Origin of the sequence: Candidatus Epulonipiscium sp. (assembly GCA_012519205.1) — a bacterium.
Taxonomy (GTDB): Bacteria; Bacillota; Clostridia; order Lachnospirales; family Defluviitaleaceae; genus JAAYQR01.
Genome location: JAAYQR010000023.1, coordinates 113,381 through 134,560, shown reverse-complemented (window position 1 = coordinate 134,560; position 21,180 = coordinate 113,381). Strand labels below are relative to the sequence as shown.

At 33.0% G+C, this 21,180-nt stretch carries 17 protein-coding genes; 12 read left to right on the top strand and 5 right to left on the bottom strand.

Annotation, left to right across the window (positions count from 1 at the left end):
* Positions 1 to 984: 984 nt before the first annotated feature.
* Positions 985 to 1,413: a hemerythrin family protein gene (locus tag GX308_07765; protein NLK21965.1), complete on the bottom strand. Its 429-nt coding sequence runs from the start codon at positions 1,411 to 1,413 to the stop codon at positions 985 to 987.
* Positions 1,414 to 1,642: 229 nt separating this feature from the next.
* On the opposite strand from GX308_07765, the gene GX308_07760 reads away from it, so the two are divergent.
* From GX308_07760 to GX308_07715, 10 genes are all read left to right on the top strand, one after another.
* Complete coding sequence (locus GX308_07760) at positions 1,643 to 2,656, top strand: substrate-binding domain-containing protein (protein NLK21964.1); 1,014 nt, start codon at positions 1,643 to 1,645, stop codon at positions 2,654 to 2,656.
* A gap of 111 nt (positions 2,657 to 2,767) precedes the next feature.
* Entirely contained in the window at positions 2,768 to 3,790 is a 1,023-nt protein-coding gene (locus GX308_07755; protein ID NLK21963.1) for a glycosylase, read from the top strand.
* A gap of 70 nt (positions 3,791 to 3,860) precedes the next feature.
* Entirely contained in the window at positions 3,861 to 4,844 is a 984-nt protein-coding gene (locus GX308_07750; protein NLK21962.1) for an SGNH/GDSL hydrolase family protein, read from the top strand.
* Positions 4,845 to 4,860: 16 nt separating this feature from the next.
* Positions 4,861 to 5,502, top strand: a complete 642-nt coding sequence (locus GX308_07745) for an SGNH/GDSL hydrolase family protein (GenBank protein NLK21961.1) — start codon at positions 4,861 to 4,863, stop codon at positions 5,500 to 5,502.
* Positions 5,503 to 5,554: 52 nt separating this feature from the next.
* Positions 5,555 to 7,366 (top strand): sensor histidine kinase, encoded by a 1,812-nt coding sequence (locus GX308_07740; GenBank protein ID NLK21960.1) that lies wholly within the window; start codon positions 5,555 to 5,557, stop codon positions 7,364 to 7,366.
* Complete coding sequence (locus tag GX308_07735; GenBank protein NLK21959.1) at positions 7,344 to 8,411, top strand: response regulator; 1,068 nt, start codon at positions 7,344 to 7,346, stop codon at positions 8,409 to 8,411. The genes GX308_07740 and GX308_07735 overlap by 23 nt, the downstream gene beginning before the upstream one ends.
* Before the next feature lie 200 nt (positions 8,412 to 8,611).
* On the top strand, positions 8,612 to 9,580 hold the full coding sequence (locus tag GX308_07730) for a sugar ABC transporter permease (GenBank protein NLK21958.1): 969 nt from the start codon (positions 8,612 to 8,614) through the stop codon (positions 9,578 to 9,580).
* Between the two features lie 18 nt (positions 9,581 to 9,598).
* A complete protein-coding gene (locus GX308_07725; protein ID NLK21957.1) occupies positions 9,599 to 10,492 on the top strand; it encodes a carbohydrate ABC transporter permease in 894 nt (297 codons plus the stop codon).
* Between the two features lie 65 nt (positions 10,493 to 10,557).
* On the top strand, positions 10,558 to 12,282 hold the full coding sequence (locus GX308_07720; GenBank protein ID NLK21956.1) for an extracellular solute-binding protein: 1,725 nt from the start codon (positions 10,558 to 10,560) through the stop codon (positions 12,280 to 12,282).
* 574 nt (positions 12,283 to 12,856) lie between these two features.
* Positions 12,857 to 13,837, top strand: a complete 981-nt coding sequence (locus tag GX308_07715; GenBank protein ID NLK21955.1) for a TraB/GumN family protein — start codon at positions 12,857 to 12,859, stop codon at positions 13,835 to 13,837.
* A 32-nt stretch (positions 13,838 to 13,869) separates the two neighbouring features.
* On the opposite strand, the gene GX308_07710 is transcribed toward GX308_07715, so the two are convergent.
* Both GX308_07710 and GX308_07705 read right to left on the bottom strand, forming a co-directional pair.
* Positions 13,870 to 14,727: a murein L,D-transpeptidase gene (locus tag GX308_07710; GenBank protein NLK21954.1), complete on the bottom strand. Its 858-nt coding sequence runs from the start codon at positions 14,725 to 14,727 to the stop codon at positions 13,870 to 13,872.
* Between the two features lie 207 nt (positions 14,728 to 14,934).
* The gene (locus GX308_07705) at positions 14,935 to 15,126 is read right to left on the bottom strand and encodes a ferredoxin (protein NLK21953.1); all 192 of its coding nucleotides are present in this window, start codon (positions 15,124 to 15,126) and stop codon (positions 14,935 to 14,937) included.
* Between the two features lie 229 nt (positions 15,127 to 15,355).
* Here GX308_07705 and GX308_07700 point away from each other — a divergent pair, with 229 nt between their 5' ends.
* Positions 15,356 to 16,687, top strand: coding sequence for an MATE family efflux transporter (locus GX308_07700; GenBank protein ID NLK21952.1), 1,332 nt, complete (start codon positions 15,356 to 15,358; stop codon positions 16,685 to 16,687).
* Between the two features lie 29 nt (positions 16,688 to 16,716).
* Here the strand turns inward: GX308_07700 and GX308_07695 are convergent, their stop codons facing one another.
* Positions 16,717 to 17,961 (bottom strand): HlyC/CorC family transporter, encoded by a 1,245-nt coding sequence (locus tag GX308_07695; GenBank protein ID NLK21951.1) that lies wholly within the window; start codon positions 17,959 to 17,961, stop codon positions 16,717 to 16,719.
* Between the two features lie 170 nt (positions 17,962 to 18,131).
* Complete coding sequence (locus GX308_07690) at positions 18,132 to 18,863, bottom strand: hypothetical protein (protein NLK21950.1); 732 nt, start codon at positions 18,861 to 18,863, stop codon at positions 18,132 to 18,134.
* Positions 18,864 to 19,051: 188 nt separating this feature from the next.
* Here GX308_07690 and GX308_07685 point away from each other — a divergent pair, with 188 nt between their 5' ends.
* Positions 19,052 to 21,163, top strand: a complete 2,112-nt coding sequence (locus GX308_07685; GenBank protein NLK21949.1) for an EAL domain-containing protein — start codon at positions 19,052 to 19,054, stop codon at positions 21,161 to 21,163.
* Positions 21,164 to 21,180 lie beyond the last annotated feature (17 nt).

Here is a 21,180-nt window from a genome sequence, read left to right as displayed (position 1 = left end):
AGAGAAAAGCAATATCATTTTATTTGCAATAGTATTAGTAATAGGCATTGTATATACTATAGACAAGGTAGAAGCAAATAGGGAAATTAAAGAAACATGGGTTAAGGAATATTTAGCAGATAAAAAAAGCTATAAAGAAAATATAATTGAAGTTGTATTACATGATGCAGGGTATGCGGACTGGTATGATAAAAAAGAAAGCATCGATTTGAAAATAGACACTGCTGATTTATTAGGGGATGATAAAAAGGAATTAGTATTAACATTATCCCTAGGGCCCCAAAAGTCAATTATAGTGGTATATGAAAGTATTAAAAACGCCTATAAGTATATTAAAACAGTTGATACCTTTTTTGATATAAAGGGTATTCAAGCCATACCAATAAAAAAGCAAGGGAAGGATATACTTATTGTTAGGGAATCGGTAGATCAAATGTTAGGGGCATTTGAAAAAGGACATTATATAAGGGGATATATATGGAATAATGGCAAATTCGAAATGGTTCTTTCTATTATGGAAGACTATGAGGCTTATTGGAATGAAATGTGGGAGCAGCCCCCTAAATCGGAGGCGAAGTGGCTTAGGGTGATGGAAAAGTCAACTATAATGTGGGAAAATAGTCCATACCCTGTTCTTAGGGTCTTAGAGCATCAATCGTATTCGAAATCAAAGATAGTAAATAGTAAGCCCATGCCAAAGGAAGATGAATATGAAATAGTGGATTCTAAAGAAATTACCCAAACATACTATTGGAGTAATAAGTATAAACATTTTGTTTTAGGCGAAGGGAAAGATGTTAAAACAGGAGAGACTGTAGCCATAATAGAAGATTTATCACAGGATCCATTTGAACTAGCTGGTTTTAAACAGGATAAGTACCGCATAAAGAAAAAAGATGGTAAAATAGAAGTAGTCCCCAAAAATCAAATAACAAATATAAAAAGTCCTCTAAAAGATATAGAGGACTTTTTTATGAAATTATTCTATTGTAGGTCTAATATTAAACCTCTTTCCTTAAAATCATTAGCATATTTGCGGTCTGAAATAAGTATATGGCTACTTATCCAGTTAGAAAGAAAATCTAAGATATCTAATATTGCCTTTTGCTGATTATCATCTACTTTTTCGCCGGATAAACGTCTAATTTTGTGTATATAAAATTCATGTTCATTATACTGATTTTCCAATCCTGCATAACCATATTTCTTCATAAGTTCCTCTTCATAAGAAAAATGATATTGAGTATAATCTAATAATTCATTTATTATATCCATAATTTCATCGTAATGGTCATAATCATCTTTTAGAAGGGCTATCTCGTATGCCCTACTTCCAATTTCAAATAAATTTTTATGTTGTTCATCTATTTCAGGAATTTGAAGACTATAGCGTTCTTTCCATTCAAAAGCCATTTAATTTCCTCCTTATAAGTATTTTTAATATATATTAACATAGATATACTTTTTTTTGAATCTTTATTGTAAAGATATCAAAATATATTTAGCTAAAGGAGACTTAATAAAAACTTTTGCTTTAAAGAGTTATAATAGTAAAATTATTATAAACATGATATAATTAAGTTAACGATTAATGACTGAAAGCATACAGTATGTCATAAATTTATTATCAGGAGGCATAATAATGAAAAAAAATATAACTATGAAGGATATAGCAAAGAGACTAAACGTGAGCAATGTAACGGTGTCTAAGGCTTTAAACAATAAAGAGGGTGTTAGTGAAGAATTAAGAAATAAAATTGTTGCATTAGCTGAAGAAATGGGATATAGATATAATACCATGGCTAAGGGAATGAAGGAAGGATATTCATATAATATAGGTGTTTTAATTGCGGAGCGTTTTATAGGAGAGCATCAATCATTTTATTTAAATTTCTTCCAACATATATCAAAGGCCCTAGAAGCCTATCAGTATTATGGGATTTTGCAAATCGTAAGTGAAACTGATGAAAAACAGGGAGGATTGCCTAGGGTTTATTATGAAAATAAGATAGATGGATTCATAGTTCTTGGACAAATAAGTAAATCATATTGTGAAAAAATAAAGAGTGTTAATATGCCTATGATTTTTTTGGATTTTTATGATGATTCTACTGATGTTGATTATGTTATTATGGATAATTTTTATGCATCCTATGAAATAACTAATTACCTTATGAGATGTGGTCATAAGAAAATAGCTTTTGTAGGAAATGTTTATGCTACTAGCAGCATACAGGATAGATTTTTAGGTTATTACAAATCTCTTTTGGAAAATGGATCAAAACTAAAAGAAGAATACATTATTAATGATAGGGATGAACAGGGAAGACTTATAAACCTGGAAATACCTAAGGAATTCCCTACAGCCTTCGTATGTAATTGTGATCAAGTTGCATATAATTTAATTCAGGCCCTAAACGAAAAAGGGTATAACATTCCTGATGATTGCTCTGTCGTGGGATTTGATAATGATATTTATGCTATCATATCTCATCCTAAATTAACAACTATACAAGTAGATATAGAAAATATGGCAAGAACTGTAGCTAGACTGATTGTAAAAAAGGTTAAAAATCCGGATAGAAAATATGGTAGAATCTTAGTTAATGGTAAAATTGTCCATAGGGATTCGGTTAAAGTAATAAATAAAGAATAAATGAAAAGTAAAATAAAGATATTGATTTTAGTTATAAGATACAGTATAATTAAGTTGTAAACTAAACGATTAGGTAATGAGTTAATTAAGTTAATTACAGGAGGGACAAAAATGAGAGAAGTAAAAATTATTGGGGGAAGCTTACCAAATATGCCATGGGAAGATAAACCCAAAGGATATGAACTTCCAGTATGGCGGCATAGTAATAATCCTATTATCAAACGTAATCCTGCCAAAGGAATATCAAGAATCTTTAATAGTGCAGTTATTCCATATGAAGGTAAATATATTGGGGTATTTAGAGCAGAAACAGTAAATGGTAGACCTCATCTATCCATGGGATGGAGTGAGGATGGACTTAATTGGGATATTGATTCAAAACCAATTGACTTCATCGATGAGGAAGGGAAACCATACAACCCAAGATACGCTTATGATCCTCGCTTGGTTAAGGTAGAAGATACATACTATATTATTTGGTGTACAGATTTTTATGGGGCAGCTATAGGTTTAGCTAAGACAAAGGACTTTAAAACTTTTGTCCGTCTTGAAAATCCCTTCCTGCCTTTTAACAGAAATGGAGTATTATTTCCTAAGAAAATAAATGATATGTTTATGCTTCTTTCTAGGCCCAGTGATGGCGGGCATACACCTTTTGGAGATATTTTTGTAAGTGAAAGTCCGGATTTAAAATATTGGGGAAATCACCGTCATGTAATGAGTAAAGGTGGCCAGGGCTGGTGGCAGGGGCTTAAAATAGGAGGAGGTCCTGCACCCATCGAAACAACTAAAGGATGGCTTATGTTTTATCATGGGGTATCTCAAACCTGTAATGGATATGTGTATAGTGTTGGGGGGGTAATATTAGATTATGAAAATCCCTCTATTGTTAAATACCGTTGTAAAGATCATTTACTAACACCAGAAGAATGGTACGAAGAAAGAGGCTTTGTAGATAATGTAGTGTTCCCCTGTGCAACTTTATATGATGCAGATACGGGAAGGATTGCAATTTATTATGGGGCTGCAGATACCTATGTAGCAGTTGCTTATACAACAGTTAATGAGGTAATAAATTATATTATAGAAAACGATGAAGTGGTAGGAGAAGATAGAGGATTAGGCAGAATATAACTTACAACAATCTTGATGGAACGGTCTTGACCGTTCCATTTTTCATATTAATATATTTGGAGGGAAGGTTATGATTAAAGATAAAATCAAATATATAGGCAGATTTGATTTTGAAGATCCATTAGGTCCAAAGTTTGCATGGTCAGGAAGTAGCATTGTTGCTAGATTCTATGGGAAGGAAGTCCTTGTAACCTTGAAATCTTTTGGAAGTAATTACTTTAATGTAATACTTGATGGAAAAACGATAATCCAAGGGCTCCATGTTGAAGGAGAAGGAAAATTCACATTGGCAAAAAATCTAGATGAAAAAGAACATAAAATAGAGCTGGTAAAGCGTACAGAATTTTATATCGGGACCGTTCAGTTTTTAGGTTTTGACTTTGGGGATGGGAAAAAACTTGATGCTATTAAAGAGTCTAATAGAAGAATAGAAATTATAGGGGATTCTATTACCTGTGCTTTTGGGGCAGAGGGAGATTTAAGCATTGAGTATGAGCCTAAATATGATAATGCATATCTTTCTTATGGTGCTATAGCTGCAAGAAAACTTAATGCCCAAGCCTTGATTTTAGGGCGTTCAGGCTATGGGGTGCTAAGGGATTATGAAGGAAATATAGGTAATACTCTTCAAAGTTTATATTCATTTATTACCCCAGAAAATGAAGGCTGGAACTTTGCCTGTTGGATTCCTCAGGTCGTAGTTATTAATTTGGGGACCAATGATTTTAGTTTCGGTCATATTCCCAATAGGAAAGAGTTTACAAGGGCATATATTAATTTTGTAGATAAAATATATAGCAAGTATCCGAATACTGAAGTTGTTTGCGCTATAGGTCCTATTATAGATGGAGAAGTTTTAGAAGTAACTAGGGATTATATAAAAGGAGACATTGTATCCTACTTCAATAAAAATAATAAGAAGGTATACTTTTTAGAATTCAATCATCAGAAAGAAGAAGATGGATATGGGATTTCATACCATCCAAGCTTAAGGACTCATGAATTAATGGGAGAACAATTAACATCTAAAATTAAGGAAATTAAGGATTGGTAGAGAAAAGGGGGATAATATGCTTAAAAAAGATTTAACGGTTCTCTTTCAGGGGGATAGCATAACCGAATGGGGACGAAATTACAATGAAGAAGGGAATATGGGAACGGGATATGCAATGATAAGTTCCAGTATACTCGGCGCCCTTCATCCTGAAGTTGACTTTAAGTTCATAAATAAGGGGATAGGAGGAAATAGGAGCATAGATTTAGTAGAGAGATGGCAAGAAGACTGTATAGATTTAAAACCAGATGTTGTGTCCATAATGATAGGTATTAATGATACTTGGAGAAAATATGGGGATAATGAGGAAACGTCAGTAGAAAAATACGAAAGAAATGTCCGTTATTTAATTAGCTCAATCAAAGAAAAATTGGAAGCAGAAGTTATTTTATGTGAACCATTTGTCCTCCCATTTACTGAAGAACAAAGGGATTTATGGAAAGAAGACTTGGACCCTAAAATTAATGCAGTAAGAAAACTAGCTAGAGAATTTAATACAGGATATATTCCTTTTGACTCAATATTTGCCACTGCATGTATAAAGAAAGCCCCTATATATTGGAGTAAGGACGGTGTTCACCCAACACAGGCTGGTCATGGTTTAATGGCAGTACATTGGTTAGAAGCCTTTTATCTAAAGATTATAAATGGACAATAAATTTAAAAAATGATAAAATAGACTAAAGTATCTCTTTTGGGAGATGTAAAAAATGAACTATTTGAACAAACTTCTTCTGGTATTCAATAATATGAAAATACGAAACAAATTAATATTTACATACATTATAGTTGTATTGATTCCTGTATGGATTGTTGGTATTTACTTAACTAATAGTATGCGTGGTATGGTGATAGGAAGAGCCATAGAGGAAGCGAATATCAATACATCTAGGACAGAGCAGAGATTAAACGAGACATTAAGAATAGCGGCGGGTGTATCCGACTGGATGTATTTTGATGCGAAATTAAAAGAAATCACTTTAAAATATTATGAAGATAACTGGGATATAATTAAGGATTATTCTGAATATGTAGCTTTTAAAGATTACCTTAGATCCTATAAAGAATTAGACAGCATACGATTTTATGTAAACAACCAAACCCTACTGGATAATGGCGCATTTATAAAGGTAACTGATAAAATAGAAAAACAAGACTGGTATCAAGAAGCTATCAAAGGGGATGGAAGAATAGTATGGAAATATTCCTATGATGAAATAAGCAGACAAACTTTATTAAGCGCATCTAGGGTGATAAAGGATGATAGGGGTTGTCTACTAGGAGTATTGGTTATTAATATAAATGATTTATATCTATATTCTATCATAAAAGACGAGCCTTTTGAGACTATTATTACCATTGGGGATGGGCTAGTAGTAAACAGTACCAGACGGGAAATACAGGGGCAGATAATAGATATAAAAAATACAGATATTAATAAGAGAATACATAGAGCAGAAGAATACAATGGAGAGAAGGCAATGATTATTGGTAAGAACTTTTACCCCATAAAATCTTCTACTCCATTTTCTATTAGAACTATTGTACCTATTAACATCATCCTAAGCAAGGCAAATCAAAAGAGCAAACTTGGATTTATTATTATAGGCATTAGTTTTATAATATCCTTGGGTTTTATTCTTCTCTTCTCTAGTCTAATAAGTAGGAGAATTATTATATTAAGAAAAGAAATGCATAAGGTAGTATCAGGAGACTTCAATATAACAAAAGACTTTAAGGGAAAAGATGAAATAGGAGAGCTATACCAGGATTTGAACACGATGATTAAAAGTATTCAAAAACTAATATACGAAATATACGACCATAAGCTTCAGGGAGAACAGTTAGCAAGCAGGCAAAAAGATATACAATTTAAAATGCTTGCAAGTCAAATAAACCCCCACTTTTTATATAATACCCTAGAAACTATCCGCATGAAGGCTCATACTAATAAGCAGCCAGAAATAGCTATGATAGTAAAAAAGTTAGCCAAGCTAATGAAAAGGAACCTAGCAGTAGAAGACAGATTAGTAGCACTTCGAGGGGAAATAGAGCTTGTCAAGGACTACTTGGGGATACAAAAATTTAGATTTGGTGATAAAGTAGATTATGAAGTTAATGTAAGTTGTGATATCGAAAATTATTATGTGCTCCCACTTTTACTTCAGCCTATAGTAGAAAACGCCTTTGTTCATGGCTTGGAAAGTAAAGAAGGCAGGGGAATCATTATAATAACGATAGAAGAGTTAAATAATAAAATTATTATTTCAGTTGAGGATGATGGCATAGGAATAGAAGAAAATAAACTAATAGAAATAAGTGAGAAATTAAGTTGTATGGATTTTCCTTCTACAGTCCAGGGGCAGAGTATAGGTCTTAGTAATGTAAATCAAAGAATTAAATTATTTTATGGTGAAATTTATGGGATTAGGATTGAAAGTCAAATTAATAAGGGAACCAAAGTAGATATTTTCTTACCACCAAAATGGAGGGATAAAAGTGCTGAAGCTTCTGGTCATTGATGATGAACATGTTGTCAGAGAGGGACTAAAAACAATTATTGATTGGGAAAAGTATGGTTATTATGTCTGTGGGGAAGGAACCGATGGAAGGGATGGTCTTAAAAAAATAAGAACCTTACAGCCTGACTTAGTCTTGGTTGACATAAAGATGCCCGGTTTAAGTGGAATAGAGGTCATTAAGGAGACAAGAAAAGAAGAAAAAGGCTTTGGGACCAAGTTCATTATTTTAACTGGTTATTCCGATTTCGAATATGCCCAGAAAGCCATTCAACTACAGGCAAGGTCATATTTATTAAAACCTATAGATGAAGATGAATTGATTGAGACAATAATAAGAATAAGGCAGGAAATAGAAAGGGATAGCAAGTTAAAAAAAATAAGGGAAAATGAGGTTACAAACATCACCAATATAAAGGAATTGTACGATGCTATTGATGATGGAGATTTTGAAAAATTAGACATTGTATTTACGGAAATGGAAGAATTTTTTAAGCAAGGACATATTACTATAGAGGATATAAAGGAATTTTGCGTACAATGCTTTATGGAGATAAAAGATAAATTTACATTTAATTATTATGATAAAAAAGAGGAAATTACGCCTAATGAAGTAGTCATAAAAAACATTAATAATAGAAAGAGTCTCCATGAGTTATTAGAGTATATAAAGGATGAGATGATTACTATATCTAGCATATTATGTGAAAACTCATCAGAACATGCCATAAGAAGAATCATAAATTACATCAATACCAATTATTACAAGGATTTGAAAGTCGAAACTTTGGGAGAAATCTTCCACTACAATAGTGCCTATTTAGGAAAGCTTTTCAAAAATTATACTAAACAAAGCTTTAATACTTATCTCGATAAAGTAAGAATTGAAAAAGCAAAGGAATTGCTATTAGGTAGCGACTTAAAAGTTTATCAGGTTTCGGAGAAAGTAGGGTATAGAAATATTGATTATTTTTATACTAAGTTTAGGAAATATGAAAAGTTAAGTCCAAACCAATATAAAAACAAATCTAAGAAAAAAAGGGAGTAGAAAGTCTGGAAGATTCTACCCCCTTTTTTTCTCTAATTTTTAAGGTAATTGATATATATTTTTTTGGGTATACCATTTCCCATATTTATATTAATATAAAGTAAAAGTAAACAATATAACCTATAAGAATTGATACAAATTATACACATCTAACAAATCCAGTAGACAAACGAAAATCAAACTACTTAAGGGGTGGGAAAATGGAGAGAGTTGTTGAAATAAAAAAACAGGGCTTATTAGAAAAAAAGAAAAAAATGAGCTGGAGGAAGATTAAAGATCAAAGATATCTTATGCTTTTATCTCTTCCCTTTGCAGTTTGGATTGTCATTTTCAAGTATATCCCATTATGGGGGTGGACTATGGCATTCCAGGATTACACATATGCCAGTGTAGATAAACCTTTTTGGAGTCAGAAGTGGGTGGGGATTAAACATTTTACAGCATTGTTTAATGATAATAGATTTTATTTAGTCCTTAGAAATACCTTAGCAATGAGCTTTTTAAAAATTGCTTTTGGATTTATCATTCCCATTATATTTGCAATTTTATTAAATGAGCTAAGGGTAAAAAAGTTTAAAAAGGCGGTTCAGACCATTTCATATTTACCTCACTTTGTTTCATGGGTGATTGCAGCAGGAATCATTATAAAGATGTTATCTGTAGATGATGGATTAATAAATAATATATTAATGTTTTTTAATATTACTAAAGAACCTATCCAATTTATGATGAAGCCTAAATTATTTTGGTGGATTGTATTGGCTTCTGGTATATGGAAGGATACAGGTTGGGACTCCATTATATATCTAGCTGCAATAACAGGGATAGATCAGGAATTATATGAAGCAGCTAAGGTAGACGGAGCAGGAAGGTTTAAGCAGATATGGCATATTACCCTGCCGGGCATTAGACCTACAGTTATAGTACTTCTGATTTTAACCATAGGAGGTATGATTAACATTGGATTTGAACAACAGTTTTTGTTAGGGAATCCAGCAGTGGAAAAATACTCGGAAGTTTTGGATCTATATGCCCTAACTTACGGGATTAATCTAGGTAGAATATCTTATGGTACCGCCATAGGTATATTTAAATCCCTAGTGAGCATTACTCTTTTACTCTCAGCCAATGCTATTGCAAAGAGATTTGGCGAAAACCAGGTAATATAAATAACAGGGGGGGTAGCAATGAAAAGGAGCTTTTTGGAAAAATTATTCGATTCTATTCTTTATATAATTATGATTTTTGTAATAGCTATTACAATTTATCCTTTTATAAATATTTTAGCAATTTCTTTTAACGAGTCCCTAGATAGCATAAAGGGGGGCATATACCTTTGGCCTAGGAAATTTACCTTCGAGAATTATACGGAAATCTTTAAATATGCCAATATAGGTCAGGCACTTTTTATATCAATATCAAGGACGGTTATAGGAACTTTATCGGGGCTTATATGTTCTTGTATGATAGCTTATACCTTAAGTAGAAAGGACTATTTTCTTAGAAGACCTATTGGTGCATTATTGGTTATTACTATGTATGTATCAGGAGGGATGATTCCAGAATATATGCTTATCCGACAATTGAATTTAGTAGGGAAGTTCTGGGTGTATATTCTACCTGGACTAGTATGGGCATTTAATGTAATAGTGCTTCGTTCATTTATGGAATCCTTACCTTATGAGATTCAAGAATCGGCTAAAATAGATGGGGCAAATGATTTACAGATATTTTTTAAGATAGTAATGCCTTTATGCAAACCAGCAATAGCCGTAGTAGCACTTTTTATAGCTGTAGGTCAGTGGAATTCTTGGTTTGACACTTATTTATATGCAAGCAATAAAGCTAACCTTACCACCCTTCAGTTTGAAATGATGAAAATATTAAGCAATCTATCAGCTTCTCAAAACATGGCGCAAAGGGCTGCCATGGCGGGGATGGTAGCAGAAAGAAATAGAATATCACCAGAATCGGTTAGAATGGCAATCACAGTTGTTGCCACAGCTCCTATTATTATGATTTATCCTTTTATTCAGAAATATTTTGTTTCAGGGATGACCATAGGAGCAGTCAAAAGTTAAAAATTTTTGCAAAAGTTTGCAAAAAATTTTTATATAGTAAAAATATGAAACGAGGGGGACAAGAAATGTCAAAAACAAAAAGCTTATTAAGTCTAGTTTTATGCCTTGTGTTATGCGTCTCTGTAATTACAGGCTGTGGTGCAGGAAAGAACAAGCAGACTTCTAAAGACGACAATACAAAATCGAATGTTGAAAAGAAAGAAGACGACAAAAAAGGGACAGATATAGATACATCACCTATAACCCTTACAATGTTTTCAGTGGATGTTAACCCTGTGGAAACAGGCTTCCAAAGTCCAGTAGCTAAAAAAATTACAGAAGCAACAGGTGTTACGATTGAATTCGAATATCCTGTGGGTGATGTTGCTCAGAAGATGGGTATTATGATTGCCAGTAAGGAATACCCAGATATGATTTTTGCAAAAACTCAAGAATTGACTCAGTTGGTTCAAGCAGATGCTATAGTAGATTTAACATCTCTAATAGAACAACACGGACCAAATGTTGAAAATTTATACGGGGAATATTTAAATAGACTTCGTTTTAGTCAAGAGGATCCATCAATTTATGCCCTTGGTGCATCCCCTGTTGATGAAGAGACATGGGCGCCTGTTAATGGATTCCAACTACAACATGCGGTTGTAAAAGACTTAGGATTTCCTAAATTAGAGACCCTAGAAGATTATGAGAATGCTATAAGAGAATATATGAAAAAATATCCAACCATAGATGGTCAGCCCACTATAGGATTGTCATTATTAGCTGATGACTGGAGATGGCTTATCAGCGTAGGAAATCCTGCAGGTTTTGCAACGGGAGCACCGGATGATGGTAACTGGTTTATCAATCCTAAAACCTATGAAGCAAAATATCGCTTCACAAGAGAAGAAGAAAAAGAATATTATAGATGGTTAAACCATATGTATAATGAAGGTCTAATTGATCCAGACAGCTTTGTACAAACTTGGGACCAGTATATAGCAAAAATTTCTACAGGTAGAGTACTTGCTATAGCCGATGCAAACTGGGAATTTGGAAGTGCTGAAGATGCCCTTAGAGCTGACGGAAAAGCAGAAAGAACTTATGGAATGTATCCGCTTCAATTAACGAAAGATAGTAAGCACCAAGATTTTAGAGATGTTGGTTACTCTGGAGGTAATGGAATTTGTATTACAAAGGATTCCCCAAATCAAGTTCGTGCAATGCAATTTTTAGATTGGATGTGTACTGATGAGGCTCAAATCCTTAATAACTGGGGTATTGAGGGTATCCATTATACGGTAGAAGATGGTAAGAGAGTTGTCTCTGATGAGGAATATAAAAAGAGAACAACAGATGGAACGAATTATAAGAAAGAAACTGGTATAGAAGTTTATACCCACCCATTCCCACGTTGGGGAAGAGGAAAACTAGATTCCACTGGAAATCCTTATGTTGTTGATTCCGTTGATTTAATTAAACAAAGATATACAGAACCAGAAAAAGAAGTTTTAAAAGCTTATGGAGTAGAAATGTGGAAAGATTTATACCCATCTAGGGATGAAATTCCTAAATCCGATTGGGGTGCAGCGTTCCTAGTTAATATTCCGGCAGAATCAGAAATTCCTGTAATCTTAGAAAGATGTGACTCTATTATGCGCCAGTCAATCGTCCAATCCATTATTGCTAAGCCTGGAGAATTTGACGATGTATGGCAGAAGGCAATGGATGAACTTAAGAGCAGTGGAGTAGAAGAAATGAACAAGGACTTTACTAATTTAGTTAATAAGCAAATTGAGTTTTGGAAGTAATCTAAAAAAATGGTGCCTAGGCACCATTTTTTTTAAGCATTACTTGAATATAAAATTTAATTGTGATATTGTATTGCCTAGATATAAAAGTTTCTGAAAAATAAATCTATTATTAGATTTGTTTACAAATAAATTGAATACATTAAAAGGAGGAAAACAAATGGAAAGAAAGTGGTTGAAAAAAATTAAAAAGGGGATTATGGCAGGATTATTAACCCTTATTATGATTTTTTCGAATGTATTACCTGTCTTGGCTGAAGAGGTTCCGCAACCAGATATAAGTTTCTGGGCAATACAAACTTTAAATGAGGCAGAAAGGTATGGAATATACCCCTTACATTGGTACAACTATGGGTTCAATGAAACTATTACCGAAGACAAGATGCAGATGCTGCTAAAGGGTACAGATGAGAAATTAAAGGCTTTAGGACTTCAAGAGAAACAATCCTATGAATTTAATCAAAATGCATTTGATGGTTCGAGAAAAGCTGTAGCAGAGTCCATATATTATCTTTTTGATGGGTATGTATTATCAGAAGAGTTAACAATTAAAGCGGATTCCCCGATAGATTTTATGATTAAGAAGGGAATAATTAATGGAAGTGATAAAGGGCTTGAACTTGATAGTCCAGCTACAGTAGAACAAGCAGTAGTTATGGTTAGCAGATTAATAATGGATACATGTGATGCCCTTGATGGTGGTTCCAAGGGACTTTTTTGGAAAACAGCCAAGGGAAAAAATACTGTTTATTTATTAGGTTCTATTCATGTAGGTAGAACAGATATGTACCCATTAAATAAGAAAATTAGGGCTGCTTTTGAAGAAGCGGATGCCCTTGTTGTAGAAGCAAATTTACTTAGTATGCAAGAGGGCATGGACTATTTCATACAACAAGCAATGTATCAGGATGGCACGACCCTAAAAGATAATGTGTCAGAAGCGACCTATGAAAAATGCCTTCAGGTATTTGAAAAGTTTAGCTTACCTATGGATGTGTATGAAAACTTTAAGCCTTGGTCTATTGCTAATGACTTAGCTGTAATCACAAGCAGCGCCACAGAAACCTTAGAAGGTGCAGCAGAAGTTGCTAATGCAGGAATCGATATGTATTTCTTAAGCAGTGCGTTGCTACAAGGGAAACCTATTATGGAATTAGAAGGCATTAGGTTCCAAGCGGATTTATTTAATAGTATACCGCAAGAACTTCAAGAAAGTCATTTAAACGGCATTTTAAATGAAATTCTAAATCCAGTTTCTACGGAAATTGCTGATACAGAATCAGTTGTAGAATTATGGCAGAAACAATGGGTAAATGGAGAAATAGAGGATCTTAGGGGGTCATATGCAGCTTCCCTTAATGCATCTGAGGATGAATTTACTAAGGCCCTTTTTGGGAAACGGGATGAAAATATGACAGAAAAGATTATCGAACTTTTAGAAAAGGACGAGGAAGGGACCTATTTTGTAGTAGTAGGATTTGGACATTTTGTTGTAGAGGGTATGGTTATTGATCAATTAGAAGAAAAAGGTTATGAAGTTGAATTAGTAAAATAAAAATAAGAGAGCTTGCTCTCTTATTTTTACTTTTAGTTTATACCCCAGCTTTTAAGTTTCTTATTTGTTCCAACCCAGACGGGAGTTCCGCTTTTTATAATAGGAAATAGACTCTCAACATCTTCGTTCTGCATGCGTATACATCCTTTAGAAATAAAATATCCTATACTTCCTTCGTTATTAGTGCCGTGAATACCGTACAGATATCCATCATCTATGTTAAGCCCTATCCAGCGATAACCTAAGGGATTTTCAGCAACCCCACCCCTAATATTTTTCCACGCGGGATTAACAACCTTATTTTGAACTTTCCACTTACCCTCTGGAGTAAAATCAGGGTCTTTTCCTGTTGCTACGGGGAATTTTTTCACCACGCTTTTACCTTTTAATAATATGAGGGTGTTAGAGGATTTATTAATAATAATCCAATATCCAACGGTGGGAGCATTAGTTACAACCGTGTGAGTAGAAGGAGGAGTCATATTATTTTCCAACAATATTTTATTAATAACATTAACGGTTTCTTTGCCGACTATTCCATCAGCTTTTAGCTCATGATCTAATTGAAACTTAGAAATAACATTCTTCATATTTTCATCAAATATATAAGAAGTGGTGCCTATAGTGTATCCAATTTTCTTTAAGGCTTTTCTAATTTGTAGAACATCCTCACCAACTTGCCAAAGATGTAAGGCTCGCTTTAATTTTATCCCACTATCTGTGCTTAAAGAAACGGGATTTTCTTTGCTTACATCTACTATTTCATTGAAATTAATAATAATTAACGGGATATCTTCAAAGGTTTCATTTCTAGCGATGCTCGGATTGATAGGAATACTAATAAATAAAAGCAATATTATAAAAAGAGTACTATGGAGTAGCTTTTTCAATTTTTCACCACCCATTACTATTATTTTAAAATAAATAATAAATGAGGACAAAATAAAGGATATCGAATATACAAGAAAATATAAATGGCTGTATCTTTATATATATTATTTTGAAGGTTAAATTTATAGAACCATTATTTAGTCAAAGGATGCTTATGGTAATTTTGAATTAATAATAAAAACTCTCCAGAAAAAATCTGGAGAGTTTTATTCTTCAACAGTGATTACTGAAACAGGGCATTCCTCTTGGGCCTCTATGGCAGATTCCTCAGCTTCTTTAGGGACCTCATCTACATAAACTTCAGCTAAACCATCATCAGCCATACGAAATACCTCGGGACATACAGCAGGACAGGTCCCACAGGCAATACAGCCGTCTCTATCAATTTTTGCAATCATTTTTTCACTCCTTAATATAATGTAATACTTCTTTTAATTCTATCCAAAGATATATAGGTCTATGCAAAATACATTAATTTTCCGATTGACATATTGCATCATTTATTGAGATACTATCCTTTAGAATAATATTGATGCAATTCTGCCATTGATTCAGTATATTGACAGTAATTTTTTTTATGTTATTATAGCATTTGATTAATTTTATAAGGGTAAAGAGGGGGATAAAATGGAAAGGCATAAAAAGCTAATAAGATTGGCAGCTCCAATTTTGGTGGAGCTTTTATTATTTATGCTTCTTGGTATAGTAGATATTTTTATGTTAAGTCAATACGATGATAGGGCAGCGGGGGCTGTAGGAGCAGCAAATCAAATCATCGGTAATTTGAATTTAATTTTTGCTATAACTTCTGCCGGGACTGCGGTTTTAGTAGCACAAAATGTTGGGGCAAAGAATAAGGAAGAGATAGAAAAGGTTAGTGCTGTAGCAATAGTTATGAATTTGATTATGGGGATTATAATCAGTATTGTATTGCTTGTATTTGGTAAAAATATCTTGGCATCCATGGGAATTACTTCTGATTTAATGAAATATGCCCTAGATTATACTTCTATCGTTGGGGGGGCTTTATTCTTTCAAGCTATATTGAATACCTTATCTGCAATTATTAGAAGCCATGGATATACAAAACAGATTATGTTTATAACAGTAACAATGAATATTATAAATATAATTGGAGATGCTATCTTTATTTTTGGGCTTTTTGGTGCCCCTGTATTAGGGGTGAAGGGGGTAGCTATTGCAACAACCTTTAGTAGGTTTATTGCTACAATTCTCGCTTTTATATTTTTGGTGAAAACCGTTTTACCCATTGGCTTTTTTTGTCGTTTAAAAGAAAAGCCTATATATATTTTAAAGAAATTACTCTATATTGGCTTTCCTGCAGCTATGGAAAATATGTCATATAGCTTATCCCAAACTGCTTTGATGAGTATTATACTTATCAATCTTGGGGATACGGCTTATATCACAAGAACGTATATATGGCAGGTAGGATGGTTTGCTATGATATTTGTTAATGCCATTGGTCAGGCAAACCAAATTATGATTGGACATTTAGTGGGGGCTGGAGAGCTGGATGAAGCCTATAAGGCAGGTCTTAGTAATTTTAAACTGGCTATGGCATTTTCCTTAGTAGGTTCCGTCATAATATTTTTCTTTGGAGAAAACTTTACAAGGATATTTTCAAGTAATCCAGAAATAATTATGTTAGGTGCATTTACCCTTATGATAGATGCATTCCTAGAACCTGGAAGGGCATTTAATGTTGTGCTTATTAGTGGACTTAGAGGGGCTGGAGATGTTATATTTCCGGTAGTGATGGCCATTATTTCAATGTGGATTTTTGGGGTAGGCGGGGGATACTTTTTTAGTGTAGTGCTGGGTCTTGGACTTCCGGGAATATGGATTGGAATGATTATAGATGAATGGATCAGGGGAATAAGTATGTTCTTTAGGTGGAAAAATAAGAAATGGATCAAGAAATGGGTAAAACATTGATAAAAAAAGGGCAGCTAAAGCTGCCTTTTTTATGTTAATATCCTTAACTTTTCAATACGATTCTTATCTGTACTTTCCACAACAAATTTGATACTACTATGTTCCACGGCCTCCCCTTCTTCGGGAATCCGCCCAAGTATACCTATTACAAAGCCTCCTACAGAATCAAAGTTTTCTGATTCAATATGGGTTCCTATCATTTCGTTTAACAGATCTATTTTTGTACTTCCATCAACGATATATTCATCTTCCTTAATTACTTCTATTTCTTTATTTATATCATCGTATTCGTCTTCTATATCTCCAACTATCTCTTCAACTAAGTCTTCCATGGTTACGATGCCTTCCGTACCACCGTATTCGTCTAGGACTATTGCCATGGGGGTACGTTTAGCACGCATTTCTGCAAAAAGTTTAGAAATACTTTTAAATTCATAAGTAAAATAAGGTGGGCGAATCAATTGGTTTAAATCGAATTTGTCTTTATTTCCCTCAAAGAAAAACAAATCTTTTATATATAAGATACCAATTATATTATCGGTGTTATCCTCATATACAGGCATTCTTGAAAATTGTTCACCCTTGAAAAGGGATATGATTTCATCATAGGTAGAATTTATATCAATGGCAACCATATCAGTTCTTGGAGTCATAACATCTTTGGCTTTAGAATCTCCAAATTCAAAAACATTGTAAATCATTTTTTTTTCTTCGCCCTCTAAGACCCCTTCTTCGTGGCTTACATCTACTATGGTTTTTAATTCTTCCTCGGTTATAAATGTGTCCTTTTTATCTAGTTTGCCACCAGATAATTTAACAAAAAAATTGGTAACGTACATAATGATTGTAACTACAGGATTTAAGATAATAGTGATAAAATATATAGATTTTGATACTTTTAATGCTATTTTTTCAGTATTTTGAACAGCCAAGGATTTCGGCGTTATTTCACCAAAGATTAACACTAGAAGTGTCATAGTACCCGTTGCAATACCTACTCCGGCATTCCCCCAAATATCTATGGCAATAGAAGTAGCTAAGGCAGAAGCTCCGATATTGACAATATTATTGCCCACTAAAATTGCCCCTAATAATTTGCTGGGATTATCTATCAGTTTAGCTATAATATCTGCTCCTTTGACATTTTCATCTATCATATGTCTTAATCTTATTTTACTTAAAGACATTAGGGCACTCTCCGAAGCAGAGAAAAAACCAGATAAAAGCAAAAGAACTACTAAAGCAAAAACCTGCCACATCTCACCAGGCTCCAAAATAAATCACACTCCTAAAGGATTATCTATCGTACATTAAAAAGACTTGATAAATTATATCACAAAAATTTAATTTTTCATAGTCTTTTATAGATTTCGTTGTTTGTTAGTTATATGTCATATTACTTTGAGAAATTCAAAAAAGCCCCAATGATTATTCATTGGGGCTTTTAATATGTAATAAACTGATTCGAATCTTCAATTCGTTTTAATTGCATATCAAATATAAATTTACGGATGGCATCAGGGTGTTTTTGGTTTTCATGATTAAATTCGATAGCATATGTCTTGTTGTAAAGTTTACTAAATTCTCCTACCGACTTTATATTTGGGTTATTCATGAGGTTAATAAAGTTTGTAATATAGTCCATAGATATAATCTCAAACAATGGGGAGTTTATTTCATTTAGAACTGTTCCTTTTATTTTTTTAAAGTTAAGGAAGGGGATATCAATTAAAACATTATCATTTTTTAGAAGAATTTGAGGGGTGATGATTGCAACTCCCCCCTCGCTTATATTGTAAATGATAGATTCCTTTACCATGTTGAACATAGGAAAATATAACAAGCATTGGCACAGTATTTTAAGCCTACAGTATTTTCGCTTTTGGATTTTTTTAATGGGGGATAATATTTTAATATGGGTAATCTTGTTTTGTATGGAAAAAATACTCCCCTCAAAACAAAAAAGAGAATTATCCCGTAATATTTTTATGAGGTAAGTTTTATTTAGATAGATTTCCGAATCAAGAAAGTTATTATCAAGTAAAATGAAAAGACCATCCTCATAAACGGATTTGATTATTCCACCTAACCTTAAAGTATCATCATCAAAATCTGAGATTTCTACACGAATATCAAGAATATACTTTTTGATTTTATATAGCGGAATTGAATTCATTTTTATCATCCTTTTGACATTTTGTTATCTTAATCCATTTTATCATATAGGTAAGGAACACTAAAGAGCAAATTGTGAAAATTGTCATCTATATTAAAGTATGGGGATAAAAAAAGATTGTATTTTGATAAAGTAATGGTAAAATTAAAATAGGGGCTTAAGTGAATTAAGAGTGATGGGGGGATATTATGGGTGGATTGCAACGAAACAAAGACGAGAACCACACCAATCTTTATAGCAATAGCCTTGAAGTTTTATTAAAAATACTTGATACAATAGAGATGGGAATATGTGTTATAGATGAAGCGGGAAAGTTTGTTTATGTTAATGATGAATATTGTAAGATAAATGGATATCAAAAGGAAGAATTGACAGGCAAGTTGTTTTTAGCTGTTATTCATCCTAACAATCACGAAAAAGTTCTTCAAAATCATTATGATTTTATGAAGTATAAGGAAATAGTAAGTGAAGAAAGCATAATAAGATGTAAGGATGGAAAAAATATTAACGTATCCATTATTATGAAAAAAATTAAGGATTTAGACAATAACTATTACAAGGTTGTTAGCATTAAAGATGTTACAAAGAATAAAAAGCTAGAACTAGAAATGAAAAAATTTATGATGGCAGTTGGTCAAACTGTCGACTGGATTGTGATAACTAATAAAAATGGCATAATAGAATATGCTAATGATTCTGTAGAAAGGATAACGGGTTATAAGGTAGAAGAAGTTATAGGCAAGGATCCTTCCATCTGGAAATCTGACAAATATCCTTCAGAATTCTATAAAAAAATGTGGGATACAATTTTAAGTGGAAAACCATATAGGAATATAATTATAAACAGAAAAAAGAATAAACAATTGTTTTATTTAGATCAAAGCATATCGCCGTTAAAAAACGAAAATGGAGAAATATCATATTTTGTATCAACGGGTAAGGATATTACAGAAAACAAGAGATTAGAAGATAAGCTTAATTATGTCTCGCAGTATGATATAATAACAGGAATCCCTAATAGGTCAGCTTTTTTTAGAGGAATTACCCAAGAAATTAATAATGCAGAGTTAGAGGAAAAGGCATTAGCCATTATTATTATGGACATTAATAAGTTTATCTTTATTAACGAAACTTTCGGTATAGAAAGCGGAGATATGGTCCTAAAGATAATAGCTAATAGACTAACTGAAACAGTAGGAAGGGAAAACCTTGTTGCCCGTATTGGCGGCGATGAATTTGGGGTTATACTAAAAGGCGTTAAAAATCCTGGAGATGTATTTATTCATATCGATAAAATTTTAAAGGTAATAGAAAAGCCAATAAATATAAAGGAACAAGAAATTGTACTCGCCATGTCAATGGGAATTGCTATGTATCCCAATGACGGTGAAAATACAAAACAAATATTATCCAGGGCAGAAATTGCTCTTTCTCAAGCAAGACGAAGTGAATCTATCAAATATATGTTCTATGGAAATCACATGAATGAAGATGCCAAAAACTTTTTACTTATGGAGAACAAACTTTTAAAGGCATTAAAAAATAATGAATTTGTGGTCTTTTATCAGCCTTATTATGACCTAAGAACCCATGAGTTGGAGGGACTTGAGGCATTAGTAAGATGGAATGACAAAGAAAAGGGAATCATTTCCCCAGGAGTTTTTATACCTATCTTGGAGGAAACTGGTTTGATTAAAGAAGTAGGGCGCCAAATAGTTTGGATGGTCTGCAAGCAGCTTAGGGAATGGCTTGATAGGGGTTTTCCAATTGTACCGATTGCTATTAACCTTTCGCCGGTGCAGTTTAGAGACAACAACCTATTAAAAGGAATCATGGATTCTATTGAAGAATTTGATTTAGATCCAAGTTTAATAGTATTTGAGATTACAGAATCCACCTTTATGCAGGATATCGCAATAACCTATGAACTATTAAAAACCATGAAAAAATATGGATTTACCATTTCTATAGATGATTTTGGCACAGGATACTCATCTTTAAGCTACCTCAAAAAATTTCCCGTAGATCACCTTAAGATTGATTTATCCTTTATTAGGGATATTACCAAGGATATAGATGATAAAGCTATTGTAAATGCGATTATATCCATGGCACATCATTTAAACCTTAAAACCATAGCAGAGGGTATAGAAGAGGAAGAGCAGCTAAGGGAATTGTTTCATCTTAAATGTGACATTGGGCAGGGCTATTATTGGAGTAAACCAGTCCCTCCAGAAATGGTGGAATCTTTTCTAAGTGTAACAACAGAAAATATTAATTTATACAAAGAAAACAACTAGATATAATATATAGAACA

Bases quoted from the DNA above. Each gene is read 5' to 3' on its own strand.
- GX308_07690 (NLK21950.1), bottom strand. From the start codon at position 18,863: ATGAATTCAATTCCGCTATATAAAATCAAAAAGTATATTCTTGATATT.
- GX308_07685 (NLK21949.1), top strand. From the start codon at position 19,052: ATGGGTGGATTGCAACGAAACAAAGACGAGAACCACACCAATCTTTAT.
- GX308_07745 (NLK21961.1), top strand. From the start codon at position 4,861: ATGCTTAAAAAAGATTTAACGGTTCTCTTTCAGGGGGATAGCATAACC.
- GX308_07740 (NLK21960.1), top strand. From the start codon at position 5,555: ATGAACTATTTGAACAAACTTCTTCTGGTATTCAATAATATGAAAATA.
- GX308_07750 (NLK21962.1), top strand. From the start codon at position 3,861: ATGATTAAAGATAAAATCAAATATATAGGCAGATTTGATTTTGAAGAT.
- GX308_07755 (NLK21963.1), top strand. From the start codon at position 2,768: ATGAGAGAAGTAAAAATTATTGGGGGAAGCTTACCAAATATGCCATGG.
- GX308_07720 (NLK21956.1), top strand. From the start codon at position 10,558: ATGTCAAAAACAAAAAGCTTATTAAGTCTAGTTTTATGCCTTGTGTTA.
- GX308_07760 (NLK21964.1), top strand. From the start codon at position 1,643: ATGAAAAAAAATATAACTATGAAGGATATAGCAAAGAGACTAAACGTG.
- GX308_07700 (NLK21952.1), top strand. From the start codon at position 15,356: ATGGAAAGGCATAAAAAGCTAATAAGATTGGCAGCTCCAATTTTGGTG.
- GX308_07725 (NLK21957.1), top strand. From the start codon at position 9,599: ATGAAAAGGAGCTTTTTGGAAAAATTATTCGATTCTATTCTTTATATA.
- GX308_07730 (NLK21958.1), top strand. From the start codon at position 8,612: ATGGAGAGAGTTGTTGAAATAAAAAAACAGGGCTTATTAGAAAAAAAG.
- GX308_07715 (NLK21955.1), top strand. From the start codon at position 12,857: ATGATTAAGAAGGGAATAATTAATGGAAGTGATAAAGGGCTTGAACTT.
- GX308_07705 (NLK21953.1), bottom strand. From the start codon at position 15,126: ATGATTGCAAAAATTGATAGAGACGGCTGTATTGCCTGTGGGACCTGT.
- GX308_07765 (NLK21965.1), bottom strand. From the start codon at position 1,413: ATGGCTTTTGAATGGAAAGAACGCTATAGTCTTCAAATTCCTGAAATA.